Source organism: Thauera sp. WB-2 (genome assembly GCF_027594845.1).
Classification (GTDB): Bacteria; Pseudomonadota; Gammaproteobacteria; order Burkholderiales; family Rhodocyclaceae; genus Thauera; species Thauera mechernichensis.
Window position 1 is genome coordinate 745176 of record NZ_CP088935.1, and the last position, 24794, is coordinate 769969.

At 67.5% G+C, this 24794-nt stretch carries 17 protein-coding genes; 6 read left to right on the forward strand and 11 right to left on the reverse strand.

The annotated features are described in order from the left end of the window. Positions 1–67: 67 nt before the first annotated feature. Complete coding sequence (locus LQF09_RS03355; protein ID WP_270069210.1) at positions 68–2965, reverse strand: EAL domain-containing protein; 2898 nt, start codon at positions 2963–2965, stop codon at positions 68–70. Next, positions 2962–4614 (reverse strand): FecR domain-containing protein, encoded by a 1653-nt coding sequence (locus LQF09_RS03360; protein WP_270069211.1) that lies wholly within the window; start codon positions 4612–4614, stop codon positions 2962–2964. The genes LQF09_RS03355 and LQF09_RS03360 overlap by 4 nt, the downstream gene beginning before the upstream one ends. 188 nt (positions 4615–4802) lie before the next feature. Between LQF09_RS03360 and LQF09_RS03365 the strand changes: the two genes are divergently transcribed. Further along, positions 4803–5969: a THUMP domain-containing class I SAM-dependent RNA methyltransferase gene (locus tag LQF09_RS03365; protein WP_270069212.1), complete on the forward strand. Its 1167-nt coding sequence runs from the start codon at positions 4803–4805 to the stop codon at positions 5967–5969. A 32-nt stretch (positions 5970–6001) separates the two neighbouring features. Here the strand turns inward: LQF09_RS03365 and LQF09_RS03370 are convergent, their stop codons facing one another. Then, complete coding sequence (locus tag LQF09_RS03370; protein WP_002930380.1) at positions 6002–7135, reverse strand: PilT/PilU family type 4a pilus ATPase; 1134 nt, start codon at positions 7133–7135, stop codon at positions 6002–6004. Positions 7136–7257: 122 nt separating this feature from the next. Next, positions 7258–8298 (reverse strand): type IV pilus twitching motility protein PilT, encoded by a 1041-nt coding sequence (locus LQF09_RS03375; protein ID WP_002930383.1) that lies wholly within the window; start codon positions 8296–8298, stop codon positions 7258–7260. A gap of 92 nt (positions 8299–8390) precedes the next feature. On the opposite strand from LQF09_RS03375, the gene LQF09_RS03380 reads away from it, so the two are divergent. The 3 genes from LQF09_RS03380 to LQF09_RS03390 are packed head-to-tail and all read left to right on the forward strand — an operon-like array spanning position 8391 to position 10565. Beyond that, positions 8391–9098: a YggS family pyridoxal phosphate-dependent enzyme gene (locus LQF09_RS03380; protein ID WP_270069213.1), complete on the forward strand. Its 708-nt coding sequence runs from the start codon at positions 8391–8393 to the stop codon at positions 9096–9098. 58 nt (positions 9099–9156) lie between these two features. Further along, positions 9157–9981 (forward strand): pyrroline-5-carboxylate reductase, encoded by an 825-nt coding sequence (gene proC / locus LQF09_RS03385; protein WP_270069214.1) that lies wholly within the window; start codon positions 9157–9159, stop codon positions 9979–9981. 2 nt (positions 9982–9983) lie between these two features. Then, complete coding sequence (locus LQF09_RS03390; protein ID WP_002940003.1) at positions 9984–10565, forward strand: YggT family protein; 582 nt, start codon at positions 9984–9986, stop codon at positions 10563–10565. 52 nt (positions 10566–10617) lie between these two features. Here the strand turns inward: LQF09_RS03390 and LQF09_RS03395 are convergent, their stop codons facing one another. From LQF09_RS03395 to LQF09_RS03420, 6 genes are all read right to left on the reverse strand, one after another. Then, positions 10618–11898, reverse strand: coding sequence for a dihydroorotase (locus tag LQF09_RS03395; RefSeq protein ID WP_270069215.1), 1281 nt, complete (start codon positions 11896–11898; stop codon positions 10618–10620). 27 nt (positions 11899–11925) lie between these two features. After that, positions 11926–12885 (reverse strand): aspartate carbamoyltransferase catalytic subunit, encoded by a 960-nt coding sequence (locus LQF09_RS03400; RefSeq protein WP_002939992.1) that lies wholly within the window; start codon positions 12883–12885, stop codon positions 11926–11928. Positions 12886–12901: 16 nt separating this feature from the next. Then, positions 12902–13408: a bifunctional pyr operon transcriptional regulator/uracil phosphoribosyltransferase PyrR gene (pyrR, locus tag LQF09_RS03405; RefSeq protein ID WP_002930396.1), complete on the reverse strand. Its 507-nt coding sequence runs from the start codon at positions 13406–13408 to the stop codon at positions 12902–12904. Continuing rightward, positions 13395–13892, reverse strand: coding sequence for a Holliday junction resolvase RuvX (ruvX, locus tag LQF09_RS03410; RefSeq protein ID WP_002930398.1), 498 nt, complete (start codon positions 13890–13892; stop codon positions 13395–13397). Before ruvX ends, pyrR begins: the two co-directional genes overlap by 14 nt. Then, positions 13885–14451 (reverse strand): YqgE/AlgH family protein, encoded by a 567-nt coding sequence (locus LQF09_RS03415; protein WP_002939988.1) that lies wholly within the window; start codon positions 14449–14451, stop codon positions 13885–13887. Before LQF09_RS03415 ends, ruvX begins: the two co-directional genes overlap by 8 nt. A gap of 134 nt (positions 14452–14585) precedes the next feature. Then, a complete protein-coding gene (locus tag LQF09_RS03420; RefSeq protein ID WP_270069216.1) occupies positions 14586–16250 on the reverse strand; it encodes a methyl-accepting chemotaxis protein in 1665 nt (554 codons plus the stop codon). A 182-nt stretch (positions 16251–16432) separates the two neighbouring features. Here LQF09_RS03420 and LQF09_RS03425 point away from each other — a divergent pair, with 182 nt between their 5' ends. Both LQF09_RS03425 and LQF09_RS03430 read left to right on the forward strand, forming a co-directional pair. Next, positions 16433–17878: a cryptochrome/photolyase family protein gene (locus tag LQF09_RS03425; RefSeq protein ID WP_270069217.1), complete on the forward strand. Its 1446-nt coding sequence runs from the start codon at positions 16433–16435 to the stop codon at positions 17876–17878. A gap of 71 nt (positions 17879–17949) precedes the next feature. After that, positions 17950–19110: a MalY/PatB family protein gene (locus LQF09_RS03430; protein ID WP_270069218.1), complete on the forward strand. Its 1161-nt coding sequence runs from the start codon at positions 17950–17952 to the stop codon at positions 19108–19110. Positions 19111–19125: 15 nt separating this feature from the next. On the opposite strand, the gene LQF09_RS03435 is transcribed toward LQF09_RS03430, so the two are convergent. Next, positions 19126–24774, reverse strand: a complete 5649-nt coding sequence (locus tag LQF09_RS03435) for a hybrid sensor histidine kinase/response regulator (protein ID WP_270069219.1) — start codon at positions 24772–24774, stop codon at positions 19126–19128. Between the last annotated feature and the right edge of the window lie 20 nt (positions 24775–24794).

Here is a 24794-nt window from a genome sequence, read left to right on the forward strand (position 1 = left end):
GCTCCTGACCTCCCTCTGGCCCGGATTATTTGGCCCCGGTGCGGATCGACCGCGCCGGGGCCTTGTTTTATCCGTCGCCGTTCGTTCCCGGGGCTCCTGCGCGCGCGTGCTGCAAGCCTTCGATGGCCCGCTGTGCGTGCGGTGGGGGCATCCTTAACCAGTGGCGGATCTCGGCAGTGGGCAAGGGCTGTGCAAACAGGAAGCCCTGGGCCACGTTGCAGCCGTGGCGGGCGAGGAAGCGCAGTTGCAGTTCGGTCTCGACGCCTTCCGCCACCACGCGCATGCCCAGGCTGTGGGCGAGGGCAATGGTGCCGCGGACGATGGCTGCGTCATCATTGTCTTCGGCCAGGTCGATGACGAAGCTCTTGTCTATCTTGAGTTCGGAGATCGGGAAGCGCTTGAGCAGCGACAGGGACGAGTAGCCGGTACCGAAATCGTCGACGGCCACGCCGACGCCGAGCGCGTGGACGCGGTGCAGCAGTTCGGCGACACGTTCCGGATCGTGCATTGCAGTGGACTCCGTTACCTCGATCTTGAGCTGGCGCGGGTCCATGCCGCTGTCGCGGAGCGCGTGGCGGATGGTGTCGACCACGCTCATGTCGGTGCATTGGCGCACCGATACATTGACCGCGATCGGCACGGGCACCAGGCCGTCCGCACTCCAGCGCGCCGCCTGGTGCGTGGCGGCGTTGAGCACCCACTCGCCGATGTTCGTGATCAGGCCGCTTTCCTCGGCGGCGGCGATGAAGAGGTCCGGGCGCACCAGGCCGCTGCCTGGTCGGTGCCAGCGGATGAGCGACTCGAGCCCGGCCAGGCGCCCGCTGCGGATGTCGATCTGGGGCTGGTAGAAGAGCTCGAATTCGTCATTGCCCAGGCCCTTGCGCAGTGCTGCTTCCAGGTTCAGGCGGTCGCGCGACCAGGTGTTCATCTCGGGCGAGTAGAAGGTGTAGCGGCTGCCGCCCTCGAGCTTGCCGCGGTACATCGCCTTGTCGGCCATCGATAGCAGGGTCTCGGCGTCGCTGCTGTCGGCGGGGCCGACGCTGATGCCGATGCTGCACGACAGCACCAGCCCGGATTCGCCTTGGGTCTCGACCTCGCGCTCGAGCAGGTCGAGCAGCTTGCCGGCCACTGCCACCACTGCGCTGCGGTCGCGCAGGTGATCCATCAGGATGATGAACTCGTCACCGCCCCAGCGCGCGACCGTGTCACCGCTGCGTACCGAGGCTGTCAGGCGCTCGGCCACCACCTGAAGCACCTGGTCGCCGACGTAATGGCCCAGGCTGTCGTTGATGCGCTTGAAGCGGTCAAGGTCGACGAACAGCAGGGCGACCAGGCTACCTCGGCGCTGGGCGTTCGCCAGCGCCTGGTGCAGGCGGTCGAGGAGCAGGGCGCGGTTCGGTAGCCCCGTGAGCACGTCGTGGGTGGCTTCATGCTGCAGGCGCGCGGTGATGGCGAGGGTCTCGGTGACATCGTGGAACACGAGCACCGCACCCTCGCCCTCTCCGCCCACCGGTGTTGCGGTCAGGCGCAGCGCATGATGCTTGCCGCTGACGGCTTGCCAGGCGATCGGTTCGGGCAGGCGGATGGCCTGCCGATGCTTGAGGCAGCCGAGGATGGTTTCGACCACTACCGCGCTCTGGTCGGTGAAGTCGCGGATGAGTTCGCCCACCGGGGTGCCGCGTGCGCTGTCCAGGGTCGCCCCCGTCAGGCGCTCGGCGACCGGGTTGAGCAGTACGACGCGGGCATCCTCGTCGATCGTCAGGACAGCGTCGGCGATCGAACGCAGGGTGGCGTCGGCGTCGTGGCGGGCCTGGGCGAGCGAACCCTGGGTGTGGCGAAGCACCGACAGGAACCAAAGCGCACCCCCCAGCAGCAGGCCCGCCATGGCGCTGGCTGGCGGTATCCATAGCTGGAATGCGCCCAGGACTGCCCCCGACAGCAGGGGCGGCATCAGCAGCAGGCCGCCGAGCAGGAGCTTGCCTCGTGTCCCTGCTTGTGGCCGGAGCAGTGCTGCCAGGCTGATCACGGTCAGGCAGAGGGCGAGGGCGAGGCCGGCTGCTGCGCTGTTGTAGGTCAGCCCGCTGCGCAATGCCTCGAACGCACGGGCGTGGAACTCGACCGCCGGCATGTTGCCACCGTGTGCCGCACTGGGGGTCGCCAGGCCTGCGTCGATACCGCTTGCAGTGGTGCCGATGAATACCGTGCGGCCTTCGAGGCGGCGTACCTGCTCTGGGCGGCTCAGCAAGGTGTAATAGGACACCACCTCGGGCCGTCCGCGCGTGTCCGGAAACGGCAGCAGCAACTCGCCTTGGCGGACCCAGAGCGGACGCTGGACGACCTGTTGCAGGCCTGCCCGGGCGCGCGCATTGAGTCCTGAAGGCTCGCCGCTGCCAGGGTGCCTTAATGCTGCGACTGCGAGTGCATCCCAGCGTGGCTGGCCACTGCCGGCAAGGCGGTAGGTGCGACGGGAAAGGCCGTCAACATCGATTTCGACGTCGACATGACCGAGCGCAGCGGCGCTTGCGCGCAGGGTGTCGACAGGCAGCAGCTCGGACATGCCTTCCGTGGCGGTGCCTGCATGGGGTGCGACGGCAAGGATCACGCGGCCCGACGCCTGCATGGCCTCTGCCAGCTCGGCGTCGCCAGGAGCGCTTTCGGGAAACAGGATGGCCATGGCGATCGACGAGACACCGACCGCGGTCAGGCGGTCGATGAGTTCCGCGTGTACCGCACGGTTCCAGGGCCAACGCCCCATGGCGGCGAGCGTCGCCTCGTCGATGGCGATCACGGTCGACTCGGTGGGCAGTGCGGGGGCTCGGAACCACGGCTCCAGGGTGTCGAACAGCAGCAGGTCTGTGCGCTGGATGACCCCCGGCGGAAAGAGTGCGAGCGCACAGGCAAACAGTGCCGAGACCAGCCAGCCGGATCGGCGCCCGAGTGCGGTGGGGCGCCAGCGCAGGGTCATAGCGCGAGCAGCAGCGGCAGCAGGATCAGCAGTGCGCGCCAATGGTTATGCGGCACTTCGAGTTGCTGTGGCGTGCCCCAGGGGCCCATGGGCGCCGCGGCCGCCTGACTGCGGATGCGGACGTGCCATGTGCCGCCCGGCGGGCGGGGCATGACCAGTTCTGCGCGCTCGGTTTCGAGCGTGTACTCGGGCGCGCTGAAGCTGGCGTCGCTGCTCACCTGCACTTCGTAGCGCTCGGCACCATCGCTGGCGCGCCAGCGCAACTGCAGGTGCTCGCCGTCGATCTCGGGGGCCTCGGGGGTGGGGCCGGGCGGAGGCCGGCGGAAGCGCTGTGGGTCGGAGAAGGGGCCGCGGCCTTCGCTCGCGGTGGTGACGGCGACGCGCCAGAAGTAGTCGCCCGCCTCCAACGCGTGGGCGAGCACGAAGTGCGGCTCGACAAGGTCCTCACGCTGGAGCAGGTGCTCGAAGCCTGGGTCGCCGGCAAGCTCGAAATGGTACTGCAGGGCGTCGGCTATGCCCCCCCAGGTGAAGCCGATACGCTCCTCGGTGGCAAAGCCGTCGGGGGCCGGCTGGCTGGGGAAAGGGGGCTCGGGGCGAGCGTCGATGATGATGCTGCGTTCGGCATCGATGCCTTCGAGGCCGCGCGCATCGATCGCCCGCACCCGCATCATGTATTCGCCGTCGGGCAGGTGGGCCTCGCCCCGAACAGCGGGCGCGGCGCTGACACGGTCCGAGGCGACGACGGTGAAGGCCGCACTGGGCGCGATCTGCGTACGGTAACCGGTCGCGCCCGGGACGTCGGCGATGTCGATGCTGAAGGGGACGCGCTCGATGCGCTCGGGGAGGGCATCGAGCGCGGGTGCGGACAGCAGGCGTTGGGCCGGCGCGGGCGCGGTACTGGGTGTCGCCTGGGTGCCGGTCCCCGCGCGCAGGCGGGTTTCACCGCGCCGGTTACGCAGCGCAATCTCGCCTTCGAGTGTCTCCGCGAGCATGGCGGTGCCGTCCGTGCGTACGCGGAAGTCGGTGCCGCGCACGGCGGCGACTGCAGCCGGGGTTTCGATGGTGTAGCGGCCGCCGGCCTTGCGTGCCGGGGTGACCACGCTCTCGATCTGCCCGCGCTTGAGCTCGATGCCGACCTGTTGGGCGCCGGACGCGTTCAGACGCTGGACCTGGCCAACCCGCAACTCGGCATTGTTGCCGACCCGGCTGCGGCTGCCGTCTGCGAACTCGATGGTGAGGCTGCCGTCGTCGCCGCTGTGGATGGTCGCACCGGCGGTGAGCTCCATGCCTGCGACCACGGGCTCGACAGTGCTGCCGCGGCGGTGCTCGACGCTGCCATGCACGTCGATCACGCGTGCGGTGTCCTGTCTGGCACGCATCCAGCCTACGGGGATGCGCAGCAGGGTGCCGGGCTGGATCGCCGTCGGCTCCAGGATGCGGTTGTAGTCCTGGATGCGCGGCCAGTAATCGATGCTCTTCAGGTAGCGCTCGGTGATGTTCCACGGGTTGTCGCCGGGGCGCACGACGTAGATGAAGTCCTGGGCGAGTGCGCCTTGCGCGCATGCGGCGGCAACCAGGCCGAGCAGTGTCGCGCCAAATGGGCCGCGTCCGTGAGCCGGCGGGAGGGCGTTGTCTCGGTTGGCCTGCATCGTGTCTTCCTCGTTGCACCCCAGGCTGCGGAGTATTGCTGGTTATTTGAATAATTGCGGGGAAATAATACCTTGGCCAGGTTGTGCAAGGCGTCTCTTGCATCATGTAAAGGGCATGAATCCTGCGCGGACGGCGCGCCTGCGGCGGCGAGCGCTACAATGCGCCGTCTCATGTGATCGGAGGCCTCATGGCCGAGCATTTTTTTTCCCCATGCCCGCGCGGGCTCGAGACCGCGCTGGCGGCCGAACTCGAGGGCCTGGGCGCGCGTCAGGTGCAGGCCGTGCTCGGAGGCGTGGGCTGGCAGGGCGACTGGACGGCCTGCCAGCGTGCGAACCTCGAAAGTCGGATCGCAACCCGGGTGCTGTGGCGGGTGGGGCAGGGGCGTTATCGCGCCGAGGTGGACATCTACAAGCTTGCCTACAGCGTGACCTGGGCGAAGTGGTTCACCGCCGATGACACCATCCGCATCCACGTCACCGCGCAGAAGTCGCCGCTCAAGAGCCTGGAGTTCATCACGTTGCGGGTCAAGGACGCCGTGTGCGACCACTTCCGCACCGTGAGCGGGCGGCGGCCGAGTGTCGATACAGCCAATCCGGCGGTCCGCATCCACGTTTTTCTCACTGCCGATACGGTCACGCTGTACGTCGACACCTCGGGCGAGGCGCTTTACAAGCGCGGCTACAAGCCAGCGGCAGTCGAGGCGCCGCTCAAGGAGAACCTGGCTGCCGGCATTCTGCGCTTGAGCGGCTGGCAGCCGGGCGAGGCGCTGGTCGACCCGATGTGTGGCAGTGGCACTTTCCTCATCGAGGCCGCCTTGATGGCGCTGGACGTGGCGCCGGGGCTGGGGCGCAAGTTCGCCTTCGAGCGCTTCCGCCACCACGACCGCAGTGCCTGGACAGCGGTGCGTGCTGCGGCAGAACGGCGCCGGCAGGCGCCGCGGGTGCTGCCCGTGTTCGGCTCGGACATCGTTGGCGAATGGGTTCGCCGCAGCCGCCTCAACCTGGAGGCTGCCGGGCTCGCCGACTGTGTGCGTCTCGACCGTGCCGATGTGCTCGAGCGTACGCCGCCAGCAGCCGAGGGCGTGATGGTGGCCAATCCGCCCTATGGCGTGCGGATCGGCGAGGCCGAGGAGCTCGCTGCGTTCTATCCGCGGCTTGGTGACGCGCTCAAGCGCAACTGGGGTGGCTGGCGATGCTATCTGTTTACCGCCGACATCCAGTTGCCCAAGCTCATTGGTCTCAAGGCCAGCCGGCGCACGCCCTTGTTCAACGGCGCGCTGGAGTGCCGGCTGTACGAATACCGCATGGTGGCAGGCAGCAACCGCAGCCGCGACGCAGCGCCGGCTTCGAGCTGAGCCGGGCGCCCTGCCTCCGGGCGGAGGCAGGCTTACAGCATGCCTAGGTTCTTCAGGCTGTCGCTGGTGTCGCGTTCGCCGTGGCGGCTGTTGAGCTTGATCTGCAGGCGCAGGTCATTGACGGAGTCGGCGTTGCGCAGCGCGTCCTCGTAGCTGATGAGCTCGTCCTCATAGAGCTGGAACAGCGACTGGTCGAAGGTCTGCATGCCGAGCTCGGTCGAGCGCTTCATGATCTCCTTGATTGCCGGGATGTCGCCCTTGAAGATGAGGTCGGAGATCAGCGGCGAGTTGAGCAGTACCTCGACCGCCGGCACCCGGCCCTTGCGGTCCTTCAGGGGCAGCAGGCGCTGCGACACCATTGCGCGCAGGTTCAGAGACAGGTCCATCAGCAGCTGCTGGCGGCGGTCTTCCGGGAAGAAGTTGATGATGCGGTCGATGGCCTGGTTTGCGCTGTTTGCGTGCAGGGTGGCCAGGCACAGGTGGCCGGTCTCGGCGAACGCGATGGCGTAGTCCATGGTCTCGCGGTCGCGGATCTCGCCCATCAGGATCACGTCCGGTGCCTGGCGCAGGGTGTTCTTGAGTGCGCTCTCCCAGGACTCGGTGTCGAGGCCGACCTCGCGTTGGGTGACGATGCAGTTCTTGTGTGCATGCACGAACTCGATCGGGTCCTCGACGGTGATGATGTGGCCGTAGGTGTTCTCGTTGCGGTAGTCCACCATCGAGGCGAGCGAGGTGGTCTTGCCGGTGCCGGTGCCACCGACGAAGATCACCAGGCCGCGCTTGGTCAGCGCGATATCGCTGAGCACCGGGGGCAGGCCCAGCTCTTCGAACTTGGGGATGCGCTGCGGGATGGTGCGCAGCACCAGGCCGACCTTGCCTTGCTGCACGAAGGCGTTGACCCGGAAGCGCCCGATGCCGGCTGGCGAGATGCCGAAGTTGCACTCCTTGTGCGACTCGAACTCGGCGGCCTGGCGGTCGTTCATGATCGCGCGCGCAAGCTCGGCGGTATGTGCGGGCTGCAGCATCTGGTTCGATTGCGGCATGATGCGGCCGTCGATCTTGATCGCTGGCGGGAAGCCGGTGGTGATGAACAGGTCGGAGCCGTTCTTCTGCAGCATCAGCCGCAGCAGATCGTGCATGAACCTGAGTGCCTGGTCGCGTTCCATGTTTCAGACTCCTGGCGCACCTTGTGTGCGGCGTGCTGCAATGAACTTGGGACCCGCGCAATTCGCCGCGGGCGCTGAGGCTCGAATCTGGCCTCAATGTGCTCCGATGCGCCTTGCTCGGCCTAGACGAAGTTGTCCTTGTTCTGTGCCCGGATACGGGCTTCGGCCGACGAGACGACATTGCGGCGCACCAGGTCGGCCAGGCACTGGTCGAGGGTCTGCATGCCGACGTTCTGACCGGTCTGGATCGACGAGTACATCTGTGCGATCTTGTTCTCGCGGATCAGGTTGCGGATAGCCGGGCTGCCGATCATGATCTCGTGCGCCGCCACCCGGCCCTGGCCGTCCTTGGTCTTGAGCAGGGTCTGCGAGATCACCGCGCGCAGTGACTCCGACAGCATCGAGCGCACCATGTCCTTTTCCGCCGCCGGGAACACGTCGACGATACGGTCGATGGTCTTGGCCGCGGACGAGGTGTGCAGGGTGCCGAACACGAGGTGGCCGGTTTCGGCTGCGGTCAGTGCCAGGCGGATGGTTTCGAGGTCGCGCATTTCGCCCACGAGGATGACGTCCGGGTCCTCGCGCAGCGCCGCGCGCAGGGCATTGTTGAAGGACATCGTGTCGCGGTGCACCTCGCGCTGATTGATCAGGCAGCGCTTGGATTCATGCACGAACTCGATAGGGTCTTCGACGGTCAGGATGTGGCCATACTGGTTCTCGTTGACGTAGTCGATCATCGCCGCCAGCGTCGTCGACTTGCCGGAGCCCGTCGGCCCGGTCACCAGCACGATGCCGCGCGGCTGGCTGGAGATGTCCTTGAAGATCTTCGGACAGTTGAGCTCTTCGAGCGTCAGCACCTTCGACGGAATGGTACGGAACACCGCGCCTGCACCGCGGTTCTGGTTGAAGGCATTGACCCGGAAGCGCGCCAGGTTGGGTATGGCGAAGGAGAAGTCGCATTCCCAGGACTCCTCGTACTGCTTGCGCTGCGCGTCGTTCATGATGTCATACACCATGGCGTGCACTTCCTTGTGCTCGAGCGGAGGCAGGTTGATGCGGCGCACGTCGCCATGGACGCGGATCATGGGCGGCAAGCCGGCCGACAGGTGAAGATCGGAGGCCTTGTTCTTGACTGCGAAGGCGAGGAGTTCAGTGATGTCCATGGTATGGCCGGCAGCCGGGGGCCGGAAAGGGTGGGCAACAGCGCAATGCTATACTTTTTGCGCCCTGTGCTAGAGGAATTAGGCCACGCAATATGACGACAATCGCTGCCCGACTGCAAGCGGTCAATGACCGCATCGCCGCTGCCGCGCACGCCGCGGGCCGTGCCCCCGATTCGGTCGCCCTGCTCGCGGTGAGCAAGACCTGGCCGGCAGCAGCCGTGCGCGAGGCCGCTGCGGCCGGCCAGCGTGCGTTCGGCGAGAACTACGTGCAGGAGGGTGTCGACAAGGTCGAGGCCCTGCGCGAACTCGGGCTCGAGTGGCATTTCATCGGGCCCTTGCAGAGCAACAAGACCCGGCTCGTGGCCAATGCGTTCGACTGGGTGCATAGCATCGATCGGCTGAAGATCGCCGAACGTCTGTCCGCACAGCGCGACGTGCATCTCCCCCCGCTCAATGTCTGCATTCAGGTCAATGTCAGTGGCGAGGAAAGCAAGAGCGGCGTCGCGCCCATCGATGCGGCCAGCCTGGCGGCAGCAGTGGCGGCGCTGCCGGGCCTGCGCTTGCGCGGCCTGATGTGCATCCCGGAGCCGAGTGCCGATCCGGCGCTTCTGCACGCCCGCTTTGCGCTGCTGCGCCGGCTGAAGGACGAGCTTGCCGTGAGCGGCCTCACGCTCGATACCTTGTCGATGGGCATGTCCCATGATCTCGAAGCCGCTGTAGCCGAGGGGGCCACCGTCGTGCGCGTCGGCACGGCGATCTTCGGCGAGCGCCAGGCAGGCGCTTTTGCTCAACCCGGCTGATGCGGCGCCTGGGCGGCATCGGCTCAAGTAAATCGGTTCAACCCAAACGGATCAAATCATGAAGATCACTTTTCTCGGCGGCGGCAACATGGCGAGCGCCCTCATCGGCGGCATGATCGAGCGCGGCTTCGCGGCGACCGATATTGCCGTCGTCGAGCTTGGCGAGCAGGCGCGCGCTGCGCTTGCGGCGCGCTTTGGCGTCGGCGTGCATGCGTCCCTCGATGCCGCGGCGCTGGCCTGCGATGTATTGGTGCTGGCGGTCAAGCCGCAGCAGATGAAGGCGGCGCTGGCGCCGATTGCGGGTCGCCTGCAGGGGCAACTGGTGATCAGCATCGCCGCCGGGCTGCGCCTGGCCGATCTCGGGCGCTGGCTGGGTACGCCGGAGCAGCCCCATGCGCGCGTAGTGCGCTGCATGCCCAATACACCGGCCCTGATCGGCTGCGGCGTCACCGGCCTGTATGCTGACCCCTCGGTGGATGAGGCTGGGCGCGCGGCTGCCGAGCGCATCCTGGCTGCGGTCGGCAGTACGGTATGGGCGACCGAAGAGGGGCAGATTGACGCGGTGACGGCAATCTCGGGAAGCGGGCCGGCCTATGTGTTCCACTTCATCGAGGCGCTCGAGGCCGCCGGGTGCGCCCTCGGCTTCGACCAGGCCAGTGCGCGCCGGTTGGCGATCGATACCGTGCTCGGTGCGGCCAGGCTGGCGGCGAGCGCGGAAGACTCACCCGCCGTGCTGCGCCAGAAGGTCACCTCGAAGGGTGGCACCACCGAAGCGGCCCTGGCCAGTCTGGCGGCGTCGGGCTGGCACGATGCGCTGGTGGCGGCGGTAAGCGCGGCCGAGGCCCGTGGTCGCGCCCTGGGCGACGAACTGGGCAAGGACTGAACATGCTCGCGAACATCCTGCTGCTGGTGCTCAACACCGTCTGCGGCTTCATTACCCTGATGCTGCTCGCGCGCTTCTACATGCAGTGGCAGCGCATCTCCTTCCGCAACCAGATCGGCCAGTTCGTCGTGACCACCACCGACTGGGTGGTACGTCCGCTGCGCCGCTTCATCCCCGGCGTGCTTGGCCTCGACCTCGCGAGCCTGCTGCCAGCGTGGCTCGTTCAGATGCTGCTGGTGGCCTTCGAGCTCAGCCTGCGCGGCGCGGTGTTCAGCGGCAATGCCGGCGCAGTGGCCTTGGGCTTGCTCGGCGTGGGCCTGATCGAGACCGTGCGCATGATGATCTATCTGCTGTTCGCGGTCGTGCTCGGTTCGGCCGTGCTGTCCTGGGTCAGCCCGCACGCACCGCTTGCGCCGCTGCTGCATGCCCTTGCCGATCCCTTTCTGCGCCCGTTCCGCCGCGTGGTGCCGAGCATCGCCAATGTTGACCTGTCGCCGCTCGTGCTGTTGCTGGTGCTGCAGATCGTGCTGATGGTGCTGGCCGGGCTGCGCGGCGGCTTTGCGCCGCTGCTGTTCGGGGCCTGAGCCCGGGCTTGCCTGAAGTGGAGCCGGCCCTGCAGGGCCGGCTCTCACAGCCTTAGTCGACCGCGTACATCACCTGCCCCTCGACCAGGGTGTAGCGCACCTTGCCCGGCAGCTCCATGCCGAGGAAGGGCGTGTTCTTGCCCTGGCTGCGCAGGTTGTCACGGGTAACGGTGACGTGGGTGTCGGGGTCGAACACGCAGATGTCCGCACGTGCACCTACCGCCAGGTGGCCGGCCTTGGTGATGCCGACGATCCTGGCCGCATCGGAGGTGATGCGGGCGAGGCCATCAAGCAGCGACAGGCCGGCGCGCTCGGCCCATTTCAGCGTGAGCGGCAGCAGCAGTTCCAGGCCGGTGGCACCGGGCTCGGATTCCGAGAAGGGGGCTTGCTTGCCGTCGTCGTCCACCGGGGTGTGGTCCGAGCACAGCGCGTTGACGCGGCCTTCGGCCAGCCCTCGACACAGCGCCTCGCGATCGCGCTGGCTGCGCAGCGGCGGGATGAGGTGGCAGTTGGAGTCGAAGTAGCCGATATCCATGTCACACAGGTGCACATGGTTGATCGACACGTCGCAGGTGACGTCCATGCCCTCGGCACGTGCCTGCTCGATGAGCGCCAGGCCGGCAGCGGACGACAGGCGGGTGATGTGCAGGCGTGCGCCGGTGATCTTGGCAAGCTCCAGATAGGTGAACAGCGCCACCGTCTCGGCGGCGACCGGGATCCCTGCCAGGCCCATGCGCGTGGCGACTTCACCGTCATGGGCGTTGCCGCCGCGCGACAGGAAAGGTGCGAGCGGTTGCAGCCAGACACGGAAGTCGAAGGTGGCGGCGTACTGCAATGCACGCATCAGTACGGCGTTGTCGACGATTGGCACGTTGGCCTGCGAGAAGGCAACGCAGCCGGCTTCGACCAGTTCGGCCATCTCCGACAGGCGCTCGCCCTTGAGACCGATGGTGAGCGCGCCCACAGGGTAGATGTGGGCGCGGTTGAGCTTCTTGGCGCGGTAGGTGAGCATCTCGACCAGCCCGGGCTCGTCGAGCGCGGGGTCGGTGTCGGGCGGGATCGCCAGGCTGGTGACGCCGCCGGCCATCGCCGCCTCCATCTCGGATTCGAGCGTGGCGCGGTACTCGAAGCCGGGTTCGCGCAGGCGTGCGGCGAGGTCAATGAAGCCGGGGGCGACGACCAGGCCGCTGGCGTCGATCGTGCGCTCGGCGACGAAGCCGTCCGGCGCCTGGCCGAGGGCGACGATCTTGCCGCCAGATACATACACGTTCTGCACCGCGTCGCTGCGGTTGGCCGGATCGATGACGCGGCCGTTGGAAATCAGGATGTTCATGCTCTATTGCCTATCGGTAGTGGGCGCTCAGTGGCTGCCCAGCATGCTCATGACCGCCATGCGTACGGCGATGCCGAAGGTGACCTGGGGCAGGATGACCGCCTGCGCGCCGTCGGCCACTGCCGAGTCGATCTCGACGCCGCGGTTCATCGGCCCGGGGTGCATCACGATGGCGTCGGGCTTGGCCAGCGCCAGCTTTTCGGCGGTGAGGCCCCAGATCTTGTAGTACTCCTGCGGTGTGGGCAGCAGCGCGCCGTTCATGCGCTCGTTCTGCAGGCGCAGCATCATCACTACGTCCACACCCTTCAGCCCCTCGCGCATGTCGTGGAACACGCGTACGCCCAGCTTCTCGACCTCGGTCGGCAGCAGGGTCCTGGGACCGATCACGCGCACCTCGGGCACGCCCAGCGTGGTCAGCGCGGCGATCTGGCTGCGCGCCACGCGCGAGTGCAGCACGTCACCGACGATCGCCACCGTCAGGTTGGTGAAGTCCTGCTTGAAGTGGCGGATCGTGTACATGTCCAGCAGGCCCTGCGTCGGGTGCGCATGGCGGCCGTCGCCGGCATTGACCACGTGGATGTGGTCGCGCCCGGTATTCTGCAGGTGCTGGGCGATGAGCATCGGTGCACCGCTGGCGGCGTGGCGCACGACGAACATGTCGGCCTGCATCGCACACAGGTTGTCGACGGTGTCGAGCAGGCTCTCGCCCTTGGCGGCCGAACTGGTGTTGATGTTGAGGTTCACCACGTCGGCCGACAGGCGCTTGGCGGCGATCTCGAAGGTGGTGCGGGTGCGCGTCGAGTTCTCGAAGAACAGGTTGAACACGCTCTTGCCGCGCAGCAGCGGCAGCTTCTTGACCTCGCGTTCGGCGACTTCGGTGAAGGGCGCGGCGGTGTCGAGGATGGCGGTGAGGATGTTGCGCGGCAGACCGTCCAGGGTCAGCAGGTGTTGCAGTTCGCCGTGCTTGTTGAGTTGGGGGTTGCGCATCGGGCGTGCCTCGGTATCAGCGGTTGGCCTGGGTGAGCTGGAGGGAGAATACGCCGTCCTCGTCGCGCCGCAGGTCCAGGTTCTGCTCGCGCGCCAGCGGCGTGGGCAGGGTGTGGGCGCAGTAGCGCGCGGCGACCGGCAGTTCGCGGCTGCCACGGTCGACCAGGACCGCGAGCTCGACCATGGCCGGACGGCCGAAGTCGAAAAGTTCGTTGACGGCCGCGCGCGTGGTGCGGCCGGTGAACAACACGTCATCGACCAGGATGACGTGGGCACCGTCGACATTGAACGGGATGTCCGTCTTCTGCGGCTTGGCGTGCAGTCCCTTGCTCGCGTAGTCGTCACGGTAGAAGGAGACGTCGATGGCGCCCAGGGGCTGGGCGATGCCGAGCTCGCGGTGCAGGCGCTCGGCCAGCCAGAGGCCGCCGGTGTAGATGCCGACAAGGGCGGTTGCGGGGCTGACCTGCGGGCGGATCTGTTCGGCGAGCGTTTGATACAGGGCTTCGGCGTCAAGGTCTTTCATGGCGGCGTGTGTCCAGGAAGGTTTGCAGGATGATCTGGGCCGCGGCGGCGTCGAGCACGGCCTTGCGTTCGCGCCAGTGCCTGAGGCCGGCGTCGGCAAGTTCGACCTCGGCAGCGACCGAGCTCAGGCGTTCGTCCGCGGTGAGGACGGGCAGGCCGAAGCGGCCGTGGAGCTGGTTGGCAAAGCGCTGGCAGCGCGCGGTCAGCGCATGTGCGCTGCCGTCGAGGTGAGCTGGAATGCCAACCACCAGCGCGACCGGCCGCCATTCGGCGATGAGTCGGGCGATGGCCTTGAAGCGGGCGTCGTTCGATTCGTCGTGCAGCGTGGTAAGGGCGCTGGCCTGCCCGGTCTCGAGTTCGCCGGTGGCGACGCCGATGCGGGCGAGACCGAAGTCGAAGCCGAGCAGCGTGCCGCGAGCAGGCAGCGCCGCACCCGCGGGCGTGGTTTCGTGACCTGTCGTCGCGGCGCGAGCCGCATCAGGCATGCCCGGCGACCTCGCTGAGGTTGGCGAAATCGACGCCCAGCTTCTGCATGGCCGCGACCAGGCGTTCTTCGGGCGGCAGATCGAACACGATCGCCATGTCGGCAGGCACGGTCAGCCAGGCGTTGTCCATCAGTTCCTGCTCGAGCTGGCCCGCAGCCCAGCCGGCATAGCCAAGCGTGACCAGCACGTCGTGCGGCTCGCCATGGGCGCCGATCGCCTGCAGAACGTCGCGGCTGCTGGTCAGGCCAATCTCGTCGTTGACCTTGAGCGTCGAGTGCCATTCGCCGAGCGGGCGGTGGAGCACGAAACCGCGGTCGGTCTGGACCGGACCGCCGAAATACACCGGCTGCGCATCGAAGCCGGGCGCATCGAGCGGCAGGTCGATGCGCTCGAACAAGGTGTGCAGCGTCATGTCGATCGGCCGGTTCACGATGATGCCGAGCGCACCCTGCTCGTTGTGTTCGGCGATGTAGGTGAGTGTGCGCGTGAAGTGCGGATCGGCCATGTTGGGCATGGCGATCAGGAAGTGATGCGTGAAGTTGGCCGTGGGTGTATCCATGCGCCGATTTTACGCCGATCACCCCGGTTCATGGCGCGGGGTCTGTGTCAATTTTGGTGTGGAGATCGTTGGCCCGCTCCGGGCCCCGAGTGCAGGCGCTTTGCGCCTGGACTCGGGGCGGCAGGGCGTCCGTGCTACATCCTGAACCGGCGCAGCATGCTGTCGATGTTCTTGGCCATCTCGTGCAGCGTGTGTGCGGCGACGGAGGTCTGCTCGACCACGCTGGCGTTGTGCTCGGCCATCTCGGCGATGCGCTCGACGTTGCGGGCGATGTCATTGGCGGCTGCGCCCTGTTCGCGCAAGGCCGTCGAGATCTCGCCGACCACGCTGTCGACTGCCTGGGCGCTGGCGTCGATGCGGCCGATGGCCTCGCCTGCCTGATTGGCGACGGCGACCCCTTCGGTTGCGGTGGTGGCGCTGTGTTCCATGACGCCGGACACGTCACCGACGCTGTTCTGGATCGCGCCCACCAATTGGCCGATCTCGGTGGTGGAGAGCGCGGTGCGTTCGGCCAGCTTGCGTACTTCGTCCGCCACCACAGCGAACCCGCGGCCTTGCTCGCCGGCCCGTGCAGCCTCGATTGCGGCGTTGAGGGCGAGCAGGTTGGTCTGGTCGGCGACGTCGCGAATCACCCCGACCACACGCGAGATCTCGCTGGTGCGATCGCGCAGCTCGCTCACCCGGAGCGTAGCGGAATGCGTGCTCTCGGCGATCGATCGCATGCCGGTCACCGCCTGGTTGATCACGGCGCTGCCCTGCTTGCTCTGGTCGCCCGCCTCCTGCGCCAGGCGCGCAGCTTCGCGCGCCGAGTCGGCGACGTGGTTGATGCTGACCGTCACCTCCTCGACCGAGGCCGCCATCGATGCCGCGGCTTCGCTCTGATGCCCCGAGGCTTTGGCCACACTGTCCGCCGAGGTGGTCAGCTGCAAGGCCGAGCTCGAGAGCTGCTCCGCCGAGTGCTGCAGGGCGCCGATGATCTGGCGCAGGTTGCGTTGCATGGCTTCAAGGGCAGCGCCGAGTCGGCTGAGTTCGTCATTGCCGCCGCTGAGCGCGATTGGGCGGTCAAGGCGCCCTTCGGCGATCGTCTCCGCCGTCGCGAGTGCTTCGCCAAGCGGACGCGTGATCGAGCGCAGGATCGCGACGCCCACCATGAGCCCCAGCAGTACGGCGGCGATGACCAGGCCTGAGAGCAGCCACTGCTGGCCGCGGTAGGCGCGCTCGGCATCCGCCGTCAGCGCCTCGCCCTTCTTGAGTTGAACCGCGGCGAGTTGATCGAGCAAGGTGAAGCGCGACATCATCATTGCCTGCCCTTCGACGATGAAGCGACGCTGGACCGCCATCGAGAAGTCGTCCTGGTTCAGGGCCGAAGTCGTATCGCGAACCAGGGGCAGAATCTCCTTGAGCGCTTCGTCGAACTGCGCCACCAGGGCGCGCTCTTCGGCATCGAGCGATCGTCCCGCCTGATAGCCCTGCCAGCTCTGGGTCAAGGTGGCCACATGCTTGGTGACCCGTTCCAGGTGCAGCGACGTCGGGTGATTGTGCAGTGCCACCAGTGCGTGCCCGGGCTGATGCTGAAGCGCACGCAGCAGCTCGAGGTTGATCCCCTGAACTGCCCCCCGGACCTCGCCCAGGTGCTGCATCGGCGTCAGCTGTTCGGTATGCATGCGCTGCAGGCTGGATACGGTCGATGCCATGCCATAGAGGCCGAGTGTGCCAATGCCGAGCATGAATGCCAGCATAAGCACCTGCAGGATACCCAGGCGTAACCCTACTTTTAGTGAGGAAAAGAGGCCGTTCATTCAGAACTCCGATTCTTCGGGATGTTGTTGTTGGACACTGCCAGGGGATGCTGACCAGAATATCGGCAGGGCGTGGTCATGTCTTGAGCCGCCGCGGTCCGATCACTTGGTCCGTGTCTGGTGAGCCGAGGGAATGTGTGCAGGATGCGCCATAATGTGCTCAAACTTGTCCTGGACAAAACATGCCATCCGCCCTTGTCTGGTTTCGCCGTGACCTGCGCAGCTTCGACCATGCCGCCTTGTATCATGCCTTGCGCTTTGCCGATCGTGTGCATTGCGTTTTCGTGTTCGATAGCGCGATTCTCGATGCGCTGCCCTCGAAAGCCGACCGCAGGGTCGAGTTCATACAGCGCAGCCTGATCGAACTCGATGCCGGGCTCGATGCCCTGTCCCGCGCAGCGGGAGGTGGGGGGGCAGGGCTGATCGTCCGCCATGGCCGTGCCGATGAACTGATCCCGGCGCTCGCGCTCGAGTTGGGTGTGGACAAGGTATTCGCCAACCGCGATTACGAACCGGCGGCGATCCAGCGCGACAGCCGTGTGGCTCAGCGCCTGGCTGAAGCCGGTATCGGCTTCGAGGATTTCAAGGACCAGGTCGTGTTCGAGCGCGACGAGGTGCTGACCCAGGCTGGCCGTCCGTTCAGCGTATTCACGCCTTACAAGAATGCCTGGCTGAGGATGGTGGACGAAGCCTGCCTCGCGTCATGGCCCGTCGAGCCCCTTGCAGGCCGCCTGGCGCCACGGCAGGCTGGCGACGGCGTACCGGCGCTCGGCGCGATCGGTTTCGAGGCGACCAACCTGACCGCGATGAGGATGCCGGTGGGCATGAGTGGCGGCAGGCAGCTGTTAGACGACTTTCTCGCCCGCATCGAGCGTTACAAGCGCGCCCGCGACTTCCCCGCGGTGAAAGGGGTGAGCTATCTGTCGACCCACCTGCGCTTTGGCACGGTGTCGGTGCGCCAGCTATGCGCGGCGGCGCGCAGCCGCGGTGGCGAGGGGGCGGAATGCTGGCTCGGCGAGCTGATCTGGCGCGACTTCTACCACATGATCCTTTGGCACAACCCGCATGTGCTCGAGCGCGCCTTCCGACCGGAGTACGCGGCGATCGTCTGGGACGACGACGCTGAGCTGTTCGAGGCCTGGTGCGAGGCGCGCACAGGCTATCCGATCGTGGATGCGGCCATGCGCCAGCTCAACCAGACCGGCTACATGCACAACCGGCTGCGCATGATCGTGGCGTCTTTCCTGACCAAGGACCTGGGTATCGACTGGCGGCGCGGCGAGCGCCACTTCGCCGACCACCTCAACGACTACGATCTTGCGGCCAACAATGGTGGCTGGCAGTGGGCGGCCTCTACCGGCTGCGATGCCCAACCCTGGTTCCGCATCTTCAACCCGGTAACTCAGTCGCAGAAGTTCGACCCGGAGGGGCGTTTCATTCGCCGCTACCTGCCCGAGCTTGCACGCGTGCCGGACAAATTCATCCATGCGCCGTGGACAATGGGCGGCATCGATCAGAGCGCATGCCGGACCCGGATCGGCGCGGACTATCCGGCGCCGATCGTGGATCACGCGGCCGCACGCGAGCGCACGCTGCTGCGCTTCGGGGTGCTCAAGGATGGTGGATGAGTCGGCACAGCAGCGTGCAAGCTCGGGCCGCAATGCGGGACAATGCGTGTCCTGTCCCCGGATCCTGCACCATGACCGCCGAGCCTTTCGATTTCGACCGCATCATCGACCGCCGCAGCCTGCCGAGCGAGAAGTGGGGGCGCTATGCCGGGCGCGACGTGCTGCCGCTGTGGGTCGCCGACATGGATTTCGCGGCGCCGCCTGCGGTGCTCGAGGCGCTGCAGCAGCGCGTTGGCCATGGCGTGTTCGGCTACACGGAGGCCTGGCCCTCGCTCGTCGACGCGGTGATCGACGGTTTGCGGCGCGACCACGATTGGTCGATCGAGGCCGACTGGCTGGTGTGGCTGCCGGGCGTGGTCACGGGCTTCAACCTCGCCTGCGCCATCGCGGGCGAGGCGGGCGATGGCGTGCTGACTGCCGCGCCCGTGTATCCGCCTTTCCTGAGTGCGCCGGCGAACGTCGGCCGGGTGCTGCAGCGCTGCGATCTGGTGCTGCAAGACGGGCGCTGGCAGTGGGACTGGGACGCGCTTGCCGCAGCCAGTTCGTCGCGAAGCCGCCTGCTGCTGCTGTGCAGCCCGCACAACCCGGTCGGCCGCGTGTTCGACGAGGCCGAACTGCGTCGTCTTGCAGCGTTTGCGGCCGAGCGTGACCTGCTGATCTGCTCGGACGAGATCCACTGCGGCCTGGTGCTTGACGAGGCGCGTCCGCATCGCCCGATCGCCGCGCTCGACGAGGCGACGGCGCGGCGCACGATCACCCTGATGGCACCCTCCAAGACTTGGAACATTCCCGCGCTTTACTGCGCCTTCGCGGTGATCCCCGATGACGCGGTGCGTCGACGCTACCGGCAGGCCATGCGCGGCATCGTGCCTCATGCGAACGTACTCGGCATGGTGGCGGCCGAGGCGGCGTATCGCGATGGCGACGACTGGCGGCAGGCGCTGCTTGCCTATCTGCGCGGCAATCGTGCGCGCGTGGTGGAGGCGGTGGGCAAGATGCCCGGGCTTGAGATGGTCGTACCCGAAGCGACCTACCTGGCCTGGATCGACTGCCGGCAGATGATGGCCGAGCGCGCGCAGACCGACCCGACGGCCTTCTTCGAGGCCGCCGGCGTCGGCTTGTCGGATGGTGCAGCCTTTGGCGCTCCCGGCTTCGTCCGTCTCAACTTAGGTTGTCCGCGTGCGACGCTCGACGAAGCCCTCGCGCGCATGGCGCGTGCGCTCGGTGCCTGAGCCGCAGCGCCTGTCTCAGCCGGCCACTCGTCCGCAGTAGCCCGCAACCAGGGCAAGGAGTTCCTCTTCCTGATAGGGCTTGCCCAGGTAGTGGTTGGCACCGATCTCCTGAGCGTAGCGGCGATGCTTCTCGGCCAGGCGCGAGGTGATCATGATCACCGGCAGGTGCTGCAGGCGTTCGTCGGCACGGATGTTGCGCAGCAGGTCGAAACCGTCCATGCGCGGCATCTCGATGTCCGACAGGACGACGTCCGGGCGGGTGTCGATCAGCTGTTCAAGCGCATCGACGCCGTCCTTTGCGGTCAGTACGCGGTAGCCCTCGCGTTCAAGCAGCCGGCCGGTGATCTTGCGCACCGTCAGCGAATCGTCCACCACCATCACCGTCGGCAGGTGAAGCGGCGGCGGCGGGGGTTCGATAGTACCCGGCGCGTCGCCATCCTCATCCGTCAGGCCGCGGCTGGCCAGGGCAACCGGGTTCAGGATGAGCACGACCTCGCCATTGCCGAGCACCGAGGCGCCCGACATGCCGATGATCCGGGTCAGCTGAGGGCCGGCGTTCTTGACGATGATTTCCTGGTTGCCACGCAGGCCGTCGACATGTAGCGCGAGCGTCTGCGCCCCTGCGCGCAGCAGCAGCACCCAGGTATAGCGTTGCGCTTCGGGGCGGGCATCGTGGTCGCCGAGCAGCCGCGGCAGATAGCGGTAGGCGAAGTGCTCGCCCTGCCAGTTCAGGCCGCGTTCGTCCTGCACCTTGCGCAATGCGTCGGGCTTGAGTTCCATGGCCTGGACGACCATGTTCGATGGAATGGCCCAGGTCCGCGCACTTGCCCGTACCAGCAGCGCCTGGGTGACGGCGAGGGTGAGGGGAAGGTGGATGTGGAAGCGCGTGCCTTCGCCGCGGCGACTGCTGACGTCCACCCGGCCCCCGGCTGCTGCGGTCTGCGCCTTGACCACGTCCATGCCGACGCCGCGCCCGGAGACTGCCGACAGCTCGCTTGCCGTGCTGAATCCGGAGACGAAGATCAGGTTGGTGAGCCGCTTGTCGTCGGGGTGTTCGCCGGGACCGATCAATCCACGTTCGCGCGCACGTTGGGCGATGCGCTCGAAGTCGAGGCCGGCACCGTCGTCGGCGATCTCGATCGCGACCTCGTTGCCCTCCTGAGTCACCTTGAGGTCGATGCGACCGGTCTCCGCCTTGCCGGCGGCGCGGCGTGCGGCCGGGGTTTCGATGCCGTGGGCGACGGCATTGCGCAGCAGATGCTCGAGCGGGGCTGCGACCTGTTCGAGCACGCTGCGGTCGAGCTCGATGCGTCCGCCGCGCAGGTCGAGCGTGGCACGTTTGCCGAGTTCGCGCGCACTTTGCCGAACGACCTGGTAGAGCCGACTTGCCAGGCTGTCGAAGGGCAGCATGCGCACCTGCATGAGACCTTGCTGCAGATCGCGTGACAGGCGCGCCTGGCCGTTGAGCGCGATGTCGGCGCCATCCAGGTTGTGGAGCAGATTCTGCTGGACCGTGGTGACGTCGTTGACGCTCTCGGCCATCATCCGCGTCAGTTCCTGCAGACGGGTGTAGCGGTCGAGCTCGAGCGGGTCGAACTCGCCGTGTTGCGATTCCGCCTGGGCGATGCGTGACTGCATCTGCACCTCGGCCTGGATCTCGACCTCGCGCAACTGGTTGCGCAGGCGGATGACGTTTTCGGTCAGGTCCAGCAGCGAGCGGCGCAGGGTGCGCAGTTCGCCGTCGATTCGGCTGCGCGCGACGCCGATTTCGCCCGCCTGGTTGACGAAGCGGTCGATCAGCTCGGCACGCACGCGCAGTGTTGGGGTGGCGATGGTTTCGCCCTCTCCGCCCTCTGCCACTGCGCTGATGGGCCGTGCGTCTGCGTCCGTAGCGACGCCGGCCGCCGCCTCGGGCACGGGCGCGGACTCGGTTGCCGCAGCCGCAGGCGCTCCCGGAAGGGCGAGGTTGTCGATGAGCTGCTCGCACGTATCGAGGCCGAGGGCGAGCTCGTCGGCGAGGCTGGCAGCCGCCTCGCGCGCCGCGACCCCATCCTCGAGACGCGACTCCAGTGCGTGCAGGCGGGCGCCGAGCTTCATCGCACCGGTCATGCGTGCGCTGCCCTTCAGCGAGTGCAGCACGCGGGCGACCGCACGTGGATGTTCCTCGGACGCGGGCTCGTTGCGCCAACTGCGTAGCGTCGCATGCAGTTCGGTCAGCAGTTCGGCGGCTTCTTCCAGGAAGATCGGCAGGAGCTGCGTGTCGACGTCGTCGTGCTGCGCGGCCTCGTCTTCGGGCGCTGCCGTGCGCCCGGCGGCCGGGCTGGCCGGCGCAGCGCCGCCTGCGGCCGCGCTCGGCTGCACATCGTGGCCAACGTCCTCGTGTTCCACTTGTGCGATCGGTTCGACGCCTGCGCCCGCCTGATTGTCTGTTGGCGAAGCGATGACGTCTTCGTGCTCGGCAGGCGGCGCAGGCGGCTGTGCCGGGAAGCCCGCATCGAGTGCGCAGATAAGCGCTTGCTGCGGCTCGGGCGCCTGCAGTGCGCAGACGTCGTCGAGCATCTGCCGCAGTGCGGCGAGGCTGGCGTCGAGTACTTCGAGCTCGCTTGCATCGGGGCTGCGCCCACCATCGCGCAGGCGCCCGAGCGCGTGCTCGAGTGCGCGCCCCAGCTGGTGGGGCGCCGTCAGCCTCGCAGTGCCCGAGATGCCTGCGTACGTATGGGCGGCGCGTTGTGCGGCCAGCGTCGGGCCGCCGCTACCCTCGAGACGCAGGCGCTCGAACTCGATCTCGAGCGCGTCCAGGTGCTGTGCAGCCTCCATACAGTAGAGCTCGTGCAAGGCTCGCGAGATCGACTGTCCGTCAAGTTCGATCGACTCGGCAGCGGCGGACGTCTCAGCGCTGGGCTGTGCTGCCGAGGGGGCTTCGGCCGCGGCGGCTGCCGGCGTGCCGAGATCCTCGACGGCCTCTTCCGCGTCGAGCTGATCGGCTTCGGCGGTGGAGGGCATGATGCCGATGTCACCGATATCGCCATCGAGCAGATAGTCGGCAGCTTCGATGGTGACCCCGGTTTCCGCCGCCGGCGCCGGTTCCACCGCTACGGTTTCGTCGCCCAAGGCCGGTAGCGGCAGGATCTCACCCTCGTCGCCGAGTTCGAGGGTGGGGAAGTCGAGCGCGGTGACGCCTGCATCGGCTTCGATGCGGGTGTCCGTCGCTGCCTCGGGCGACCATTCCGGCGCCGACTCGGGGGCAAGGGGGGGAGCGAGGGGGGGCTCTTCCGCAGCGCGCAGGCGCTCGGCTTCTGCGGTCAGCGCTTGCGCATCGGGAATGCTGCCGCTGCCCGCCTGCAGGCTGGATACCCAGCTGTCGAACAGTTGCTGTCCGTCATCGACGAAATGCAGCAAGGCAGGTGTGATCGGCCAGTCCAGCTGCAACCAGCGGTTGAGCGTTTGCTCTACCGCCCACGCTACCTCGCCGAGCGCGCTCAGGCCGACCATGCGGCCGCTGCCCTTCAAGGTGTGGAAGCCACGACGAATGGTGATGAGATGCTCGCCCGCGGACGGCTCCGTGCGCAGCAGTTCAAGGTGCTCGCGCACCGTGGCGAGGACCTCGACGGCCTCCTCGATGAAGATCGCGAGCAGTTCCGCATCGATCTGGCTGGCGCTGCTCGCCACCGGCACAGCGGGCGTGGCGGTCGGGATCTCGAGCGGGGCCAGTAACGGTGGAGCGATGTCGAATTCGAGCGCCGCGGCGTCTTCGAGGTCTTCGATGAGCGTGATCTCGTCATCATCGCGCTCCTGCGGCAGCAGGGCCTCGGGCTCGCTGCGTTCATCCGTGGCCTGTGTCGGCGCCGGGGGCGCCGTTGGGCCAGGCGTGGCGATTGCCGTGTCCCCTACGGATGCGCAGGCTTCGGAGGCCGGGGCGGGTTCCGCCTCCGCTTCGGTGCACACGCCGGCGGGGGCGAGTTCGGCGGCCGTGTAGCCTGCGGCCTGGACCGACGCCGGCTGCTCCTGGGCCGCATGCGGGTTGAGCAAGTCGTCGAGGCGGACGTTGCCGCGAGGTAGCGCCTCGATGTAGAAGCCCAGGGCCGAGAGCGTGTGGGCAAGGGCTTCGAACTCGCCCGGGCTGTCGCTGCTCTCGGCGTGGGCGAGACCGGCGATACGGGTCGAGGCGTCGCGCACCAGGCGCAGTGCGTCGGTTTCGCCGAGCATGCTCAGCGCGCCGATGATCTGCTGCAGCGGTTTGTGCAGGTGCTGCAGCGGCTCGCGCTTGGCCTGGTTGCGGAAGAAATCGTCCAGCGCCTGTTCGACCAGGGCGAGGCTGGCGAGCATTTCCTTGGCGACCTGGGCGAGTGCCGCCTTCTCCTGCGACTGGGCTGCGCTGCCGAGGTCGAGGGCGCCTCCATCCTCGGGCAGCGTCTCGCCGCGCTGCAGGCTCGCGAGGCGGGCGAGAGCGATATTCACCCGCCGGGCAAGGTCGGCATCGGGGGGGCGGCGCTCGAAAGCCGTTTCGAGCATCAACAGATCGGTTGCGAGTTCGAGCGCACCTGCGTCGGTGAACTGGAGCGGGTCGCGGCGCAGCCAGCGCGCAAAGCCAAGCATGGCATCGAGCAGCCGCAGGGCGACCGGACGTTCGAGCGGGCGTGCAGCGAGACTGAGCGCCTCGAGCGCGTCGTCGAACTGGGCCAGCGCAACGGCGGTGCCTGAGCAGAATGCGTCCCAGTGCTCGCGGGCCTGGGCAAGCTGTCGGTTGAGGCGCTCGAGCAGGGGGGCGATCGGTGTCTCGCTGACTGCTGCTCCGGGCTCCGGGATCAGTCCATCGAGCTGCCAGCACGCTTTCACCTCGGCTTGCTGCGGGGTATGCGTGGGGCTTGTGGCAATGCGGTACAACAGCTCGCGCACAAGCCGGTCGGGTGCCGAAGGTGTCCCGGCAAGCAGGCGCCGGAACTGCGCATCGACCTGTGCGCACAGGCGCTTGAGCGCCGGGTCGGGCGTACTGTCGTCGTGGATCAGGGTGTCGAAGAAGCCCAGGCTCACCCACCACAGGGTGTGTGTGGGGGTCGCGCGCTGCAGCGCTTCGACTTCGGCCATGGCTTCGCGCATGGCGCGCGCGCCGTCGCTCGCCGGCCCCTTGCGCAGCCAGTCGAGCAGGCCGCGCTCGAAGCGGCTGCGCGCTGCGCGCAGGCTGGTGGCATGGTCTTCCGTGGGCGTCCGTGCCGGCGTGCGCAGTGATGGGCGGCGCGACAGGTCGGGATGGAACAGGTCGACCGGTCCTGCATCGCTGAGGCCGCGGGCAGCACCGAGGGCAAGGTAATGCGGCGCCAGGCGCAGCGCCTGGTCGGGCGCGCCGTGGGCGATTTCCTCGAGGTAGTTGCCGATCACGGCCAGTGCGCGCCGGGCGAGCGCCCGATGCGCCGGGTCGGCCGGCTGTTCGCCGCGGATCATGTCGCCCAGCAGTTGCTCGAGGGTGTCCGCGAACTGGGTGAGACCGTCGAGGCCCACGATCGACAGCGCGCCGCGGACCTGATGGAGGTGAGTCTGCGCGAACTGCAGTGCGGATGTGCCTGATCCGGCGTCCTGAAGGCCTTCGTCGGCCCGGGCAAGCGCGGCGTCGATCTCGCCCTTGACCCAGGTCAGCGGTCCGAGGTCCGGCGCGGTGGCGTTTGTCATGGTGGGGTTCCGCGTACCGG

What these genes read in the sequence shown, in the direction of transcription:
- proC (WP_270069214.1), top strand. Translation starts at nt 9,157, where the DNA reads ATGAAGATCACTTTTCTCGGCGGCGGCAACATGGCGAGCGCCCTCATC.
- LQF09_RS03355 (WP_270069210.1), bottom strand. Translation starts at nt 2,965, where the DNA reads ATGACCCTGCGCTGGCGCCCCACCGCACTCGGGCGCCGATCCGGCTGG.
- LQF09_RS03370 (WP_002930380.1), bottom strand. Translation starts at nt 7,135, where the DNA reads ATGGAACGCGACCAGGCACTCAGGTTCATGCACGATCTGCTGCGGCTG.
- LQF09_RS03400 (WP_002939992.1), bottom strand. Translation starts at nt 12,885, where the DNA reads ATGCGCAACCCCCAACTCAACAAGCACGGCGAACTGCAACACCTGCTG.
- LQF09_RS03365 (WP_270069212.1), top strand. Translation starts at nt 4,803, where the DNA reads ATGGCCGAGCATTTTTTTTCCCCATGCCCGCGCGGGCTCGAGACCGCG.
- LQF09_RS03390 (WP_002940003.1), top strand. Translation starts at nt 9,984, where the DNA reads ATGCTCGCGAACATCCTGCTGCTGGTGCTCAACACCGTCTGCGGCTTC.
- LQF09_RS03395 (WP_270069215.1), bottom strand. Translation starts at nt 11,898, where the DNA reads ATGAACATCCTGATTTCCAACGGCCGCGTCATCGATCCGGCCAACCGC.
- LQF09_RS03380 (WP_270069213.1), top strand. Translation starts at nt 8,391, where the DNA reads ATGACGACAATCGCTGCCCGACTGCAAGCGGTCAATGACCGCATCGCC.
- LQF09_RS03435 (WP_270069219.1), bottom strand. Translation starts at nt 24,774, where the DNA reads ATGACAAACGCCACCGCGCCGGACCTCGGACCGCTGACCTGGGTCAAG.
- LQF09_RS03415 (WP_002939988.1), bottom strand. Translation starts at nt 14,451, where the DNA reads ATGGATACACCCACGGCCAACTTCACGCATCACTTCCTGATCGCCATG.
- LQF09_RS03360 (WP_270069211.1), bottom strand. Translation starts at nt 4,614, where the DNA reads ATGCAGGCCAACCGAGACAACGCCCTCCCGCCGGCTCACGGACGCGGC.
- LQF09_RS03430 (WP_270069218.1), top strand. Translation starts at nt 17,950, where the DNA reads ATGACCGCCGAGCCTTTCGATTTCGACCGCATCATCGACCGCCGCAGC.
- LQF09_RS03425 (WP_270069217.1), top strand. Translation starts at nt 16,433, where the DNA reads ATGCCATCCGCCCTTGTCTGGTTTCGCCGTGACCTGCGCAGCTTCGAC.
- LQF09_RS03420 (WP_270069216.1), bottom strand. Translation starts at nt 16,250, where the DNA reads ATGAACGGCCTCTTTTCCTCACTAAAAGTAGGGTTACGCCTGGGTATC.
- pyrR (WP_002930396.1), bottom strand. Translation starts at nt 13,408, where the DNA reads ATGAAAGACCTTGACGCCGAAGCCCTGTATCAAACGCTCGCCGAACAG.
- LQF09_RS03375 (WP_002930383.1), bottom strand. Translation starts at nt 8,298, where the DNA reads ATGGACATCACTGAACTCCTCGCCTTCGCAGTCAAGAACAAGGCCTCC.
- ruvX (WP_002930398.1), bottom strand. Translation starts at nt 13,892, where the DNA reads ATGCCTGATGCGGCTCGCGCCGCGACGACAGGTCACGAAACCACGCCC.